The organism is Limosilactobacillus secaliphilus, from assembly GCF_001437055.1.
Classification (GTDB): domain Bacteria; phylum Bacillota; class Bacilli; order Lactobacillales; family Lactobacillaceae; genus Limosilactobacillus; species Limosilactobacillus secaliphilus.
On the sequence record NZ_JQBW01000010.1, the window covers coordinates 219,901 to 234,612 of the forward strand.

A 14,712-nucleotide genomic window follows, 5' to 3' on the forward strand; every position below is an offset into this window, starting at 1 on the left:
CCTCTCAAAATAAAAAAGGCGGGCAGGCACCATTGCTGGTCCTTCCCGTCTTAACTAACTGAATTAATCTTCAACTGGCAGGCCTTGGTGAATCTTCTGCATCCATTCATTCCAGCTCTCAGCAGTCGTACCATCGGTGTGGTATTGCATGTCTAAGCTGCTTTCAACGGCATCAAAAAGATTTGGCACCATCCGTTCAGCCAATTCGACCAGTTTATCAATCGTCAAATACTGGTTTTCTTCCAACAGGTGGTTGATGTTGGCCATATCCTCATCACTAGCATTAGCAGAGACGACTTCCAGATTGTCCAACCGCAACTGACGAATATAAAAGTTCATGAAATCCAACCGCGCCTGCTTCTTGGCATCCGCCGACAAATCTTTGTAAGCCACTAATTTATCACTCACAATGATTCCTTCCCTTCAAAATTGTTAATCAACTGAATTTTAGCATTTTGAAAGCGCTTTTGTGAAACTAATTCTCATCTTTCAAGGTTAATTGGACTTGGTAATCTGGACTAATTTGGGCAACGACGTGTTTGGCCGGTTGATCAGCCAACCGACCCAAGTCAACCAGAACCTCCCCGTCGTCTTTTCTTTCCACTTTTTCCACCCGGGAATACAAGGAGCGCAGGGCCCGATAAACGCCCCGCTGTGCGTGCTGCTTCTCATAGGCGGCCGACAGTGTGTAACCCTGTTTCAAAAAGTGATTGATACCTAAAACGATCATCAACGTGTGGATGGTATAGGCATGACTCTGATTTTTCTGCTGCTGAATGGACTTGATGTAGCCTTTCTTCTCCCAGTAGCGGATCTGACTGGGCGACACACCAGTGGTTGCGCTCAGTTCCTTCAAGGAGATTTTGATATCCATTTTGGCAAAGGCTTCGCGTCCCTCTTTTGCAAGTTCTTCCATTCAAACTCCTCCATTTCGTCCATCATTCTCAAACAATTTATTCTTTTTGTCAAATTATTTGACAAAGATATTAAATAAGCTTAGATTAGTTAATGTCGATTTTTGTAGAAAGAAGGGTCAATATTGGAAAATACGTCAGTGGACATCAATGGCCGTCCTTATAAGCGGTCACTGATGGTTGCCATTTTATTAGTTGGTACCTTTTGTACCTTTCTTAACCAGACCATTTTAGCCACGGCCTTCCCTGCCTTGATGAACGCCTTCAACGTCAACACGTCGACCGTTCAGTGGCTGACAACTGGTTTCTTGATGGTCAACGGGATTATGATTCCAATCAGCGCCTACCTAAGCAACCGGTTCAACACCCGTTGGCTCTATACTACCGCCATGGTGATCTTCGAAGTCGGTACAATCACTGCCTGGTTGGCACCCAACTTCGGCACTTTGTTTGTGGCCCGGTTGATCCAAGCGGTCGGTGTCGGCATCACCATGCCCCTAATGCAAACGATCATGCTGACCATCTACCCACCAGAAAAGCGTGGTGCCGCCATGGGGATCAACGGTTTGGTTGTCAGCCTGGCCCCAGCGATCGGCCCGTCATTATCTGGTTGGGTTATTGACCACTATTCCTGGCGGATCCTCTTTGCCATGATCATTCCGATTGTCGCCATCGTCATCCTGCTGGCACCCTTCCTGGTCAAGAACGTGATCGAGAACCGGCACCCGCACTTGGACCTGCCATCCATCGTTTTGTCAACTCTGGGCTTCGGCAGCATGCTGTATGGTTTCTCGTCGGTCGGTGACAAGGGCTGGTTGAACAGTACCGTCCTGATCACCATCGTGGTTGGCTTCGTACTCGTCGCCTTCCTGGTACAACGGCAGAATCACCTGGACGAACCGTTTTTGGAATTCAAGGTTTTTGAAACCCCTGCTTTTACGCTCTCTACCATCCTTTCATCCATCACGATGATGGCCATGGTCAGCGTCGAACTGATCATCCCAATGTACCTGCAGATTGTGCATGGCATGTCGGCATTCCACGCTGGCCTGACCCTGCTGCTGGGTGCCTTGGTAATGGGCTGGATGAGTCCGGTGACGGGGAACCTCTTCGACCGCTTTGGTGCCCGGCGTTTGGCCACCACAGGTCTGTTTATTTTGGTTGTCGCCACCTTCCCATTTGCCTTCGTCAACCGTGACACGCCAACCCTGTACATTGTGATCTTGTACGCCGTGCGGATGTTTGGGATGTCAATGGTTATGATGCCCGTAACGACTTCCGGAATGAACGCCCTGCCATTCAAGCTGATTGCCCACGGGACTGCTGTTAACAACACCATGCGGCAAGTGGCCACCTCCGTTGGGACTGCCATTTTGATGTCTGTCTTAACCAACGTGACCAAGAACGCCACCCCAAGCCATCATTTGCTGACGACTGCCCCATTGCAGTACAAGTCGGCAATGATTGACGCCACATTGAAGGGCTATCACGCTTCCTTCTGGTTTGCCGTGGCCTTCTCGTTGATCGGCTTCGTGGCCGCCTTCCTATTGAATGACAGTACCAACGCCCACTCCCGGACGATTACCCCAACTGAGGAAAAGGAGGCCGCTGAATTATGATGATTGTTCTTGTTTTTGCCAGTGCGATTGCCGTCTTCCTGGCTTCCATGTTTAGTCATCGCTGGCGCAGTGTTTGGCTGACCCTGGCCGGCATTGTTTTTGTGCTCAGTGTCGGCATCGTGACCCTCAACTATTCCCACCACTTTGGGATGAAGAAGGTCACCACGACTTCCAGCAAAGTCATCTATTCTGCCACCAGCAAGCAGGCGCTGCCAGTCATCCTCTACCAGCCGGTTGGTACTTCAGGCAAAGATGACGTCTACCTCTACAATCAACAGCCTAACCAAAAGCAGCCAAGCCACACTCAAGCTAGCGAGCAAACGCAGAACCAACTGCGTAGAGTTAACGGCGACCAGGTCCGTTTGGTGACTAAAGAGACTCGTTGGCAATACGCTAACGGCTGGTCACGACTGCTGTTTGCCGGGTCCGGGATGGACAACAAACTGGTCAAACGCGTCAACACCTTCTACTACCCAAGTTACTATGTCAAAGTTTCCACTAAACAGATGAAGCAGCTGGCTCAACGCATGCCAAAGCAGAAGACCGGGGCTAATAAGGCCGCTGCTGATTCTAGCTTGAATGGCAAGCAAAGCCAGTTGATGAAGGTTAAAGCGCAAATGTTAAAGCAGGCGCTCAAATAATCATTGACAATGATCGTTCAAGCCTGCTATCCTATTTCTATCAAATACACGGAGGGATCAACGATTGAAATTCTAATTCACCACAATGTATCGCTGCTGATTCGTTTTTACGCGCGAATTGGCTGCCTGGGGTAGAATTATGATTTCAATTGACTGATACCGTAAATAACCGGCACACTGTCGGCTTTTTCAGGTCTGTCCTACTCGGGGCAGGCCTTTTTGCGTCCTTTACGAAAGGAACGTGATTATTTAATGGAATCGATTAGTATTCAAAATCTCAGCTTCGCCTACCCTGGGCAACCTGAATTGTTCAAGAACTGCAACTTAAACATTGACGACAGTTGGCAACTAGGACTATTGGGCCGCAATGGGCGGGGCAAAACCACCCTGATGAAAATTCTGCTTGGTGAGCTCGACTACACTGGGAAGATCAACAGCCGCCTGGCATTTTGCTACTTTCCCTTAGCGATTGGCGACGTGAATCAGTTGACTGCCGAAGCCCTGGTTGACGCCGTGCCTGGTCAACTGGAACTGTGGCAAATCGAACGGGAATTGAACCTCATGAAGGTCGATCCCGCCTTGCTCTGGCAACCATACGGCACGTTGAGCGGTGGCGAACAGACTAAGGTTCAGCTGGCGACACTCTTTGCTCAAACGGATTTCTTCATGTTGCTCGATGAACCAACCAATCATCTCGACCAGCAGGGACGCCAGCAGGTCGCTGACTACCTGAACAACAAACAACAGGGCCTGATCGTCACCAGCCACGACCGTGATTTCTTGGACCAAGTGGTTGACCATACTCTGGTGATCGAACGCCACGACCTCGTTTTGTCACACGGCAACTACTCAGCTTATTTCGCGCAGAAGCAGCGCCGCGACCAGGAGGCAATCGCCAGCAACCACCATTTGAAAGCAGAAATCAAGGACTTGGCCCGTAGTCGTCAGCAGCGCTTGCAATGGGCGCAGCGAGCCGAGGGTGAGAAGAAACATAACTCACATGCCGATAAGGGCTTCATCGGGGCCAAAGCAGCCAAAATGATGAAGAAAACCATCACGACGAGCAACCGTCTCAGCAAGGCCATCGATGAGCGCCAGGGCTTGCTCAAAGAAGTCGAAACGATTGAGTCCCTGCCCATCAACATGGTTGCCAGCCATCATTCGACCCTCGTCAACCTGGATCGCGTATCACTAACGATCAATGAGCGTCGGTTGTTTGACCCGATCAGCCTCACTGTCGGCCCGCATGAGCAAGTTGCAGTAATTGGTCCCAACGGTGCCGGTAAATCTAGCCTCTTCCGCGCAATTGCCGGCCATTTTAACGGTCAAGTAAACGGTCAAATCGACATTGCCCATGGGATCAAGATCAGCTACGTTCACCAACAGTTTCAGCATCACGGCAGCCTAGCCAGCTTTGCCAAAGATAACCAGCTTTCCTATGAAACACTGCTCACCATCCTGCGTAAACTGGGAATGGAACGGCGCACTTTCACCGTCCCCATTGAAGAGATGAGCATGGGCCAACAGAAGAAAGTCGAAATTGCCCGTTCATTGGCCACCCCATCACAACTGTACATTTGGGACGAGCCGCTGAATTACCTGGACACCTATAATCAGGATCAACTAATTCAACTGATCAAAGAAATGCGGCCGCCACTGCTGTTCACCGAACACGATCAGCATTTCATTCAGGCAGTCGCTAGTCAGAAGGTTCAACTATTTCCTGGGAAATAAAAAAAGAGACGAGAAAATCTCGTCTCTTTTTTTATTTAATTCATTTGCCCAGCAATTTTGCGCATTGGATCCGGCAGATCAATGGTGAATTCACGCTGCTTTAAGGTGAATGGATCCGTGAAGGCCAGCTTCGTTGCGGCTAAGAGCTGGTGTTGAAACTTTGTCGTATCACCGTCATACAGGTGGTCACCCACAATTGGGCAATGCAATGATGCCAAGTGAACACGAATCTGATGGGTACGGCCGGTATGCAGCCGCAGACGGACCAGTGAGTGGGCGTCATCCGTCTTTTCAACCCAGTATTCGGTAAGGGCATGCTGACCATCCGCGGCAATAATCCGCTTGGGCGAATCAGGCACCCGTTTAATGGCCTTGTCAATTTGACCATGCTGCTTAGGCAAGTGGCCACTGACGATTGCCTCGTATTCCTTGACCATCTGGTGCTGTTCAACCTGGGTGCTGATCATACTGGACGCCACCCGATGTTTGGCAATCAGTATCAGACCGGCCGTGTATTGGTCCAAGCGGGTAATCAGGTGCGGCCGCAAGTTGTCATCACCCTCGGCTTTCAAATGGCCAACCACCCGGTTTAAGACCGTGTCGTTATCCTCATGCGGCCCCGGAATGGACACGACCCCCGCCGGCTTATTGACGACCAGCCAATTATCATCCTCAAAGACGATGTTCAACGGCTGCTGGGATTCCTTCACACTCGGATCCGGGGCTTCCGGGTTCACTTCGATGGTTAAGGGCTGATGGGGCAGGATCATTGTCGTTGGCCGCACTTGCCGGTGGTCAACCAAGAAGCGGCCCTCGCCACGCTTGATGTCGTTGAACAAGCGATGACCCATGCCTAAGCTCTGCAGGTAGCGTTTGATTTTGATGGGATCTTTTCCCTGATACACCCAGGTGTTTTCCATAATTCCTCCTGAAAAATAAAAAAAGCTGGGTCAAAACCCAACTTCTAACAATTAGCGGTCCATACGCGACTCGAACGCGTGATCTCATCCGTGACAGGGATGCGTCCTAAACCAACTAGACCAATGGACCATTTCTTAACAATTCATAGTATACCTTCCACCGTACCAAATCGTCAATAGTAAATATAAAATTTGTACTATTCAGTCGTTGTAAACTATGTCCTCAAGCTAGCAATCACTTGCCTTTCATCGTATTATTAGCTATAGAACTTTTTTATTGGGAGAGTCGACAACTATGGCAAAAGTAATCAGCAGCTTGCGAAACTGGTGGAATAAATATTCCCGGGTTTTGAAGATGCTCTTTGTGGCTTCAGTCGTTATTTTCGTGATTATCGCCCTCAGCAACTTTTTAAAGGAAGTTGATTGGGTTAAAGTCGGTGATGGTTTACGGGGCCAGAGCCTAGTTAACATCATCATCATGACGGTTGGGGGCATTGTCGCCGTCGTTCCCATGCTGGGCTACGATATTGCCATCACCCACCTGCTACCGGGGAATTTCAAGCCTAGCTACCTCATCCGCAGCGGCTGGATCACCAACACACTGACCAACGTTGCCGGTTTCGGCGGCCTGCTCGGGGCAACCATGCGGGCCTACTTCTATGGTAAAAAGGCCAGCCGGAACGAAATTCTCTTAGCCATTGCTAAAATTGCCGTCTTCCTGCTTTCTGGCCTGTCAATCTTATGCTGGCTGGCCCTAATCACCATCTTCTCCATCAAGAATCCTGGCCACGTTGCCCGCGATTCCGTCTGGCTGATTGGTGGCGGCCTCTACTTCCCGTTGGTCTTTTACCTGACCCGGCGAAATGATTCCCGTCTCTTCAAGGGGTTGACCTTAAAGCTGGAGGCCTTCATCACATTGAGCTCGACCCTTGAGTGGCTGTTTGTGGCGCTCTTCTTCGTCCTCATCGGCTATTTGATGGGCGTGCGGGCCAACCTGGTCATCGTCTTCCCATTATATGTGGTTGCCCAGATTCTCGGGGTCATCTCCATGCTGCCAGGGGCAATTGGTTCCTTCGACGTCATGATGATGGTTGAATTGACCCTGTTGGGCGTGCCTAAAGCCACCACGGTCGTCTGGCTCCTCCTCTTCCGGGTCTTCTACTACATCATCCCGTTGGCATTGGGCCTGATCTTCTTCGTTCACCACATCTTCATCCAGATCGACGACTTCTTCGATCACATCCCGCGGACCGCTTGCCGGCAGCTGGCACACTGGCTGGTCACCTGCTTCATGTACATCTCCGGCATTTTAATGCTCCTTGCGGCCTCCGTACCGGATTTGACCTATAACAACCGTATTCTGCAACGTTTCTTCCCCTTTACTTTCTTCTTCCTGCACCAGTTGACGACCATCCTCTTTGCCATCGCGATGCTCGCCTGTGCCCGGGGAATGCAGTCCAAAGTCAAGAAAGCTTACTGGCCCACGTTGATTATCCTGGTGATCGGCATGACCAACACGGTGATCAACTTAGGCACCTTCTACCTCACCGCCTACCTCCTGATCCTGTTAGGCCTGGTGATCTTGATGCGGCACGTGCCTTATCGGAAGAAGCTGCAGTATTCCATGGGTAAGTTCTTTGGTGACAGTTTCATCTTCATCGGCAGTTTAGCGCTCTACGTGATCGTGGGGGTCATCAACACGCCCCACTACGCCGCCAACCACCACATTCCCGACTTTCTCCTCTTCCCTGGAGAACGGATTTGGCTGTCCGGATTCATTGGCCTGGTGCTCGGCTTTGCCATCATGGCCCTGATCTTGGGTTACTTCACCAGCACACCGGATCCATTTAGCGCAATCCAATCCGTTGATCATGACCGGGTCCAAGCCGTCATCGATAAGTGGGGCGGCAACGAAACCTGCCACCTGGCCTTCTTGAACGACAAGAACATCTATTACTACCGCTTAGACAACCAGGACCAGCTCTTCTTCATGTACCGGCGCAAGTACGACAAGCTGATCATCATGGGTGACCCCGTCGGCAACCAAGAAGTCGTCCGGCCAGCTATCCGGCAATTCATCCACGAAGCCGATGAGTATGGTTACCAGCTGGTCTTCTACGAAATCAGCAGCCGGATCACGATGATTCTGCACGAATTTGGCTTCGACTTCATCAAGACCGGTGAAGACGGCGTGGTCAAACTCGCTGACTTCACCCTCGCCGGCAAGCGGCAGCGGTCACAGCGGGCCCTGATGCACAAGTTTAACCGTGAAGGATATGAATTCAGCATCGTCGACCCGCCATTTGATGACGCCTTGTTCAAGGAAATGAAGGCCGTCTCCGATGATTGGTTGGGCAACGAAATCGAGAAGGGCTTCTCACTCGGTTTCTTCTCCCGTGACTACATCAACACGGCACCGGTGGCACTGGTCCGGGATAAGGACGGTAAGCTGGTTGCCTTTGCGACCTTGATGCCGACCGGAACCAACAAAATTTTGACGATCGACCTCATGCGCCACAGTCACGAAGCACCATCAGGGATCATGGACAAGATCTTCGTCTCCCTCTTCCTGTGGGGGCAAGAACAGGGCTACACCTACTTCGATTTAGGGATGGCCCCTTTATCCAATGTTGGTGAATCACCGTTCAGCTTCACCGAGGAAAAGGTGGCCCACTTCATCTATGAGTATGGCTTCCACCTCTACGGCTTCCAAGGGCTCCGGCGTTACAAAGATAAGTACGCTAGCAAGTGGGTTTCGCGCTACATTGTCTACCGCAAGAAGGTCTCCTTGATTGCCACAATGATTGCCGTTGTGAGCGTTGTTAATCAACGGGTTGACCAGTTGCGGCCGCGTCACCTGTGGTTAGCTTGGTGGAAATCCTAATATTGAAGACAGAAAAAAGCGTTCAGGAAATTCCTGAGCGCTTTTTTCTTAGTTGCTTGAATTTAGATGTTCTTAGCGAGGAAGTCGTAGAGCATCTGGTGACGAATCTCTTTCGTATCGTAACCGAGTGTCTCGGCAATCCGGAAGGCAAAGGCCAATGCGGTAGCCGGTCCCCGACTGGTAATGATGTGGCCCGCTTCGTCAACTACGGTAATGTCTTCCTTGAAGTGGCCGGTTGGGGCAACTTCCTTCGTTTCTTTATCGATGCCTGGGAAGCAGGTGTAGTCATGGCCGTCCAACAAGCCGTAACGAGCAAAGGCGATTGGAGCCGCACACATGGCCGCATTCCACTTGCCGGCCTGTTGCCGCTGCACCATCAAGTCCTTCAGCTGGTCGTTGTCACGTAAGGCGTGCGCACCGCCCATACCGCCAGGAAAGACGACACAATCGTAATCCAGTAGGCTTTGGTCAACAACCTTGTCACACGTTAACGGGATGTTATGTGCACCCATGATGTTCTTGCTACCAAGGCCGACCATGTCAACTGGGATCTGCATCCGCCGCAGGACATCGATCTGGGTCAAGCCTTCAACTTCTTCGCAACCATTGGCAAATACTACTGCCACTTTTGTCATAATTGATCACCTCATGACCATTATAGCTTATTCAGCAAAACAACGGCTGATAATCAGTTTGAGTGCCTCATCGCTCTCCGGGGTTGGGTACAAGGGATAGGTGTGGTACATGCCCCGACCGATCTTGCATTCGGCCTGAACACCACTGTTGCGCAGCTTTTCGGTAAAGGCCATCGCATCCGGGTTCATAATCTCGGCGGTCCCGACAAAGATCAGCACGTTGCGCAAGGCATCCACGTCACCATATAGCGGGCTCACCCGGAAGTCGTGATGGTCAACGTGGCCCGCCCACAGCTTGCCGATTGTCCGTAAGCCGTTGGCATCCAGGGTCACATCCTGTTGCTCATACTTCTTAATCAATGGGTTAGCCAAGTCGATGTCCAGCCATGGTGACAGCAAGACCAAACTACCAGGCTGCGGCAGACGATACTTGCCTAGCGATTCGCAGAAGGCGGTCGCCAAGCCGGCTCCGGAAGAGTCACCCATCAAGATCACGTTGGAGGTCGGGTGCTGTGAGTACAGCCGCTCATAATAGGTCGTCAACGCCTCTTGCGCGTCAATGACGTTGTGCTCCGGTGCCAGCGGCAGAATCGGGGCGATCACCTTAGCATGGGTGGCAGTCGCCAGTCGTTCTAGGAATTGCCAATGACGCTTCTGTGGGCGCTGAAAGTAGGCCCCGCCGCACAGGTAGACAATGACTCGCTTGCCTGCCTTTTCCGGCGTCAACGTGACCAGGGTCAAGCCATCGATCTCGTCAATTTCGTGGTGGATGTGCCAACGCATCCCCTTCGGAAAGGCAAAGGGCTGTTCATTATCGAAACGTGCCTGTTCGAGGGCAGCGGCAAGTTTCTGCGGATCGGCCAAAGTCTGGCGAAAACCGGACAGTTCGATCCCCATCTCCGCAAACGTGGCCTTCTGTGAGCGCGAATGACCGCACTGAAACTGATTCTTGAGGGCGCGCTTGAAGTTGGTCGCCATTTCTTTTGCTGCTGTCTGCGTCATTTTTTCCATTAATTATCTAACCTCGTTTTACTGTGCGCTGACGAATCATCATCGTAATGACCAGCACTAACGATAACGTAATCAAAATTAGTCCTGCTACCATGATATCACGATAACCGAGGTAGAGGATCCGCCGCATGGTCGGCAAGAGGTCCGCAGGCAGGCGGTTAGCCGTTTTGGCGTTGCTTAATTCGTTGAGCATGTACAGCGTAATGTGCGGATGACGGTGTACTCCAGCCAACAGCTGCTGGTTCAAGATGACCCCGTAAACGGCCGACATCATCGTTTGACTCAGGATCCGCAGCAGGTAGGCCAGCGAGGTGGCAATCGGGACGTCCTGCAATTCCGCATCGGTCTGGACATGGATCTGCAAAACGTTGAAGACCAGGCCCACGCCGAAGCCTTCAAAACAGCCTAAGAAGAGCAAGTACCAGAATGGCGCACCCTGGCCGGCCCAGAGAATGCCAACAAAGGCGATGAAGATCGTCCCGGCACCAATCGTGACCAAGACATACTTGTTCATTCTTTCCTGCAGGTAAGGCACCAATTCCGAACCAATGAAGTTCGTGATCGATCCTGGGATCTGAGTGGCCCCACCTAAGAGCGCGCTCAAGCCCAAGATGCCTTGCGCCCACATAGGAATGTAAGTAATGAAGGCGATGAAGGAGCTCCAGATGACCACAAACAGCGTGAAATCCACCACCAGTTCATGGTTTTTGAACAGGCGACCAGGCACAATGGGGTCTTCTGCCTTGGCGTCGACCTTGAACAGGCCCCAAATCAAGACCGCACCCAACACAAAGAGCAGGATGACCAACCACATTGCTGCTTGGCCAATCAACTGAATGCCCAGCAGAATGCAGACCAAGCCGCTCACCAACAGAGAGGCACCGGCAAAATCGACCTGCTTGCCGGCCGCCTGCAGCTTGTTTTCGCGGTAGAAGATACCAACAATCGTGATCGCCACCGCCGCAATGGGCAGGTTGACATAGAAGATCCAGTGCCAGCTCAGCGCGTCAACAATCCAGCCACCCAGTAGTGGGCCGATGATTGATGCCGTCCCGAAACAGGCACTCGAAATGCCCACAACGATCGACCGCTGCTTCAAATCCGAGTAGATCTGGGCAAAAACGATAAAAGGAATCGTGTTCATCCCACCGGCACCAATCCCCATAGCCGTCCGGGCGATGATGAACCAGATGATGTTGGGTGCCATCGCTTGAAACAGTGCCCCAACGGCAAAGAGACCGGTGGCACAGACGTAGGCCCGCCGGTTGCCCCGGTGTTCACCAAATTTGCTCCATAACGGGGTTGCGACCGCCATCCCAAAGAGGAAGGTGGCCACGATCCAGCCCATATACTGCAAAGCATGCAGGTCACTGGTAATAGCAGGCAAAGCCGTGTTGACAATCGTCCCGTCCATGCCGGCCATAATATTTGAAAGTAACAATGCTGACGTAATCAGACGACGATGTCTTACGACCATATTTACCTCCTGTTAGTGTTTTCCTGTTCCTGCAGCCACTGCCCCAGCTGTCGCCAATCATGTTTAACGGTATCCTCTAGCCGCCGGGCATAAAGATAGGCAGCCGGGTGATACATCGGGATGATCCAATAGGTCGGGCCAGCCAGCTCATATTGGTCCTGTGCGTTCAGGTGCAAGATCTGCTGGTGCAAAACTTGGGCGTGCAGGTCACCGATCTTGGCCTGGCCGCCGATCAAGCGTTGCAGGCTGGTATTTCCTAGCGGCACCAGGACCGTCGCATCCAGCTGACTGATCTCCCAGTCAAACAGGTGGCCAAACGCTTTGACTTCCCGCTTCGTCGGCGTGCGGTTAGGATGCTTTTCCACCACCTCGCCACGCGCGTTCTTCACGTGTTTAATGCTGTAAGGACGGCTGCGCACGACGCTGGTGATGTAAAGCTCATCGCGGGTCAGGCCGGCCAACTCAACCATCTTGGTCAATTCTTTGCCCGAGCTCCCCACAAACGGCCGCCCCTGCTTGATCTCTTCGCGCCCCGGTGCTTCACCGATCAGAACAAGGCGTGGATGACGAGAACCCATGCCGGGCACAAAGCCGGTTAAACGGTTGTCCTTCGTAGCCCGTTTGACCTGCGTCAGTAACTTTTCTGGATACTCAATTATCATTTATTGATCCTCATTGATTGTTTCGGCGCCAAGTTGGGTCCGTCAAAATACGGGCCGCAATCAGCCCCAGTGGCAGAAAGGCAACGATCAACGCTGCCCGCGTCAGCCATAATGCGCCGACGCTAATCGATGTTAAACCAATATTATACACTGCCCGGTACATATACAAGCCTGGCACCATAATCACGATGGATGGAATGGTAATAGAAATCCGCGGATAACCAACTTTCCGGCGAACGATTGAAGCCAACAAACCGGCCACTAAAGCACCGATGAAGGCCGCCGCTCCGGCAGGCATGATTTTGAAGTCAACCAGTTCAAGGCGCAAGGTGTTGGCCACAGCACCGATCATTCCGGCAGTGGCCGCCATCTTGAGCTTGCTGTTGAACATAATTGAGAAGCCGAAGACCCCGCAAAAACTTGCCAGCAAACGCAGGATTACATAGGTCACCGGCGGAATCGGTAACGGAATGAAGTTTTCTGGCCGCAGGTGCACCAGCATGGCCACCAGCCAGCCCATCAAGGTCGCCACCGTGATGATGATCATTGCATAGGCAGCCCGCTCCAGGCCAGAACGCATATCCAGTTTGGACAAGTCCAGGCCGCTGGTGATGAATGGGAAACCAGGAATGATGAAGAGCATGGCCCCAATATAGCCGGCCTCGTGGCGGAAGTTAACGTTGAACAACAAGCGCATCAAATCAAGGGACAGCAAGTATGATATGCAGGCCACCGAGATCGCCACCGCAATGCAAGCATACAAAGTCAGGCGGTTGTCGATCATCTTGCGGCGGACAAAGTTACCCAAGCTGGCCCCCACAAAGCAGCAGAGCATTTCCACCAGGCCACCGCCCAGCAGGAAAACAAAGGCGCTGCAGGCCAAGCCAGCGGCCAGGCCCACCATCCACGGCTTGTAATTGCCCCGGGTGCGTTCAATCTGGTTCAGCTGTTCATGAATTTCGCCGACTGTCCAGCTGTCGCCTTCGATGGCCATGTCATTCATGAACTTTTCTAAGGCGCTCAGCTTAGACGTGTTGACCCCAGTGCTGGGCAAGGATAATGTCTGCGAAAAGCTTTCATTCTCGTCCATGCAGGTGTATTCGATTGAAACCAGGCCAATGTCGGCGGAACAGGTCATTCCTAGGGTTTGGGCGGCGATGTTCATCGACCGCCGCACCCGCCAAGAACCGGTCCCGCAGGCCAGCATCAGAATGCCGATCCGACCGACAATGACTGCCCGTTCCACCAGATTGGCTTCCGTTGCCGGGGTAATGTTGTCGCTGGTCACAAAGTCCAGCCAGTTGATTTTCATGTGCTGATGGTAGACCGTGGTGGGCTGCTCATCTTGCTGCATCTTTTTCACTCCTAATCATTAATTCAAGCTTTTTGGTCAAGAAAAAAGACCCCTGAAAACTTCAGGAATCTTTTTTAACTAACCCACACATTATAAGGGGCTTTTCACTATTTGTGTAGTCTCATCTGCCGTGCAAACGCCACCAACTATTAATGAATGTCAATTGCTTCGATCACAACGTCCTTCTTGGGCCGGTCAGCGATGTTACGCGGTACCCGGCTGATGTCGACCGCCGTCTGCATCCCATCAATCACCTGGCCAAAAACGGTGTGGTGGTGATCCAGCCATGGTGTACCACCTTGTTGATAATGATCAATGATTTCTTGCGGGTAGTTTGCGGCCTTCATCTGGCTGGTCAGGTTGGTCGTCAAATTCCGGTTAGTAACGATGAAGAACTGACTTCCGTTTGTATTCGGACCGGCATTGGCCATCGATAATGCGCCGCGGAAGTTGAAGAGGCGGTTACTGAATTCATCCTCAAACGGGCCGCCGTAAATGCTTTCGCCACCGGCACCGCTTCCGGTCGGGTCGCCACCTTGAATCATAAAGTCAGGGATTACCCGGTGGAAGGTCACACCGTTGTAGTAGCCCTTCTTTGCTAATTCCACAAAATTCTTAACTGCTTTAGGGGCGATATCGTCAAACAATTGAATCTCAATGTCCCCCATATTAGTTTTGATTGTTGCCTTGGTACCAGACTGATGCTCAAGGTCGAGCTGCGGATAATTTGTTTCAGCCATACGTTTTCCTCCTTAATTCACATCATGAATATTGTACCTTAATTTTGCGCACTTACCGGCATAAAAAAGAAGGTCGCCTAATTGAATCCCTCAAGACTCAACTTGCGACCCTCTTTAATTA

General features: G+C 51.7%; 13 protein-coding genes and 1 tRNA gene. 4 read left to right on the forward strand and 10 right to left on the reverse strand.

The annotated features are described in order from the left end of the window. Positions 1-63 precede the first annotated feature (63 nt). The gene (locus IV45_RS05945; RefSeq protein ID WP_057741541.1) at positions 64-408 is read right to left on the reverse strand and encodes a hypothetical protein; all 345 of its coding nucleotides are present in this window, start codon (positions 406-408) and stop codon (positions 64-66) included. A 67-nt stretch (positions 409-475) separates the two neighbouring features. Continuing rightward, positions 476-916, reverse strand: a complete 441-nt coding sequence (locus tag IV45_RS05950; RefSeq protein WP_057741544.1) for a MerR family transcriptional regulator — start codon at positions 914-916, stop codon at positions 476-478. 174 nt (positions 917-1,090) lie between these two features. Here IV45_RS05950 and IV45_RS05955 point away from each other — a divergent pair, with 174 nt between their 5' ends. The 3 genes from IV45_RS05955 to abc-f all read left to right on the forward strand — a co-directional run bounded on the left by IV45_RS05955 (position 1,091) and on the right by abc-f (position 4,908). Beyond that, the gene (locus IV45_RS05955; RefSeq protein WP_057742401.1) at positions 1,091-2,533 is read left to right on the forward strand and encodes an MDR family MFS transporter; all 1,443 of its coding nucleotides are present in this window, start codon (positions 1,091-1,093) and stop codon (positions 2,531-2,533) included. Continuing rightward, positions 2,530-3,174 (forward strand): DUF4811 domain-containing protein, encoded by a 645-nt coding sequence (locus tag IV45_RS05960; RefSeq protein WP_057741545.1) that lies wholly within the window; start codon positions 2,530-2,532, stop codon positions 3,172-3,174. Before IV45_RS05955 ends, IV45_RS05960 begins: the two co-directional genes overlap by 4 nt. Positions 3,175-3,426: 252 nt before the next feature. Then, positions 3,427-4,908, forward strand: a complete 1,482-nt coding sequence (gene abc-f, locus IV45_RS05965) for a ribosomal protection-like ABC-F family protein (RefSeq protein WP_057741547.1) — start codon at positions 3,427-3,429, stop codon at positions 4,906-4,908. Between the two features lie 35 nt (positions 4,909-4,943). Here the strand turns inward: abc-f and IV45_RS05970 are convergent, their stop codons facing one another. Together IV45_RS05970 and IV45_RS05975 are read right to left on the reverse strand one after the other, a co-directional pair. Continuing rightward, positions 4,944-5,828 (reverse strand): RluA family pseudouridine synthase, encoded by an 885-nt coding sequence (locus IV45_RS05970; protein ID WP_057741549.1) that lies wholly within the window; start codon positions 5,826-5,828, stop codon positions 4,944-4,946. Between the two features lie 55 nt (positions 5,829-5,883). Next, positions 5,884-5,958 (reverse strand) — tRNA-Asp (locus IV45_RS05975). A gap of 165 nt (positions 5,959-6,123) precedes the next feature. On the opposite strand from IV45_RS05975, the gene mprF reads away from it, so the two are divergent. After that, on the forward strand, positions 6,124-8,712 hold the full coding sequence (gene mprF / locus IV45_RS05980; RefSeq protein WP_057741551.1) for a bifunctional lysylphosphatidylglycerol flippase/synthetase MprF: 2,589 nt from the start codon (positions 6,124-6,126) through the stop codon (positions 8,710-8,712). Between the two features lie 62 nt (positions 8,713-8,774). Here mprF and IV45_RS05985 read toward each other — a convergent pair whose 3' ends face one another. The 6 genes from IV45_RS05985 to IV45_RS06010 form a co-directional block, all read right to left on the reverse strand. Further along, entirely contained in the window at positions 8,775-9,347 is a 573-nt protein-coding gene (locus IV45_RS05985) for a DJ-1 family glyoxalase III (RefSeq protein ID WP_057741553.1), read from the reverse strand. 27 nt (positions 9,348-9,374) lie between these two features. After that, entirely contained in the window at positions 9,375-10,358 is a 984-nt protein-coding gene (locus tag IV45_RS05990; protein WP_057741554.1) for an alpha/beta hydrolase fold domain-containing protein, read from the reverse strand. A 7-nt stretch (positions 10,359-10,365) separates the two neighbouring features. Then, on the reverse strand, positions 10,366-11,835 hold the full coding sequence (locus IV45_RS05995) for an MFS transporter (protein ID WP_057741556.1): 1,470 nt from the start codon (positions 11,833-11,835) through the stop codon (positions 10,366-10,368). 2 nt (positions 11,836-11,837) lie between these two features. After that, on the reverse strand, positions 11,838-12,497 hold the full coding sequence (locus IV45_RS06000) for a uracil-DNA glycosylase (protein ID WP_057741559.1): 660 nt from the start codon (positions 12,495-12,497) through the stop codon (positions 11,838-11,840). Between the two features lie 10 nt (positions 12,498-12,507). Further along, positions 12,508-13,851 carry a threonine/serine exporter family protein gene (locus IV45_RS06005; protein ID WP_057741561.1) on the reverse strand — a complete coding sequence of 448 codons (1,344 nt, stop codon included), beginning with the start codon at positions 13,849-13,851 and terminating at the stop codon, positions 12,508-12,510. A gap of 149 nt (positions 13,852-14,000) precedes the next feature. Then, positions 14,001-14,591 carry a peptidylprolyl isomerase gene (locus IV45_RS06010; protein WP_057741563.1) on the reverse strand — a complete coding sequence of 197 codons (591 nt, stop codon included), beginning with the start codon at positions 14,589-14,591 and terminating at the stop codon, positions 14,001-14,003. Positions 14,592-14,712: the final 121 nt, after the last annotated feature.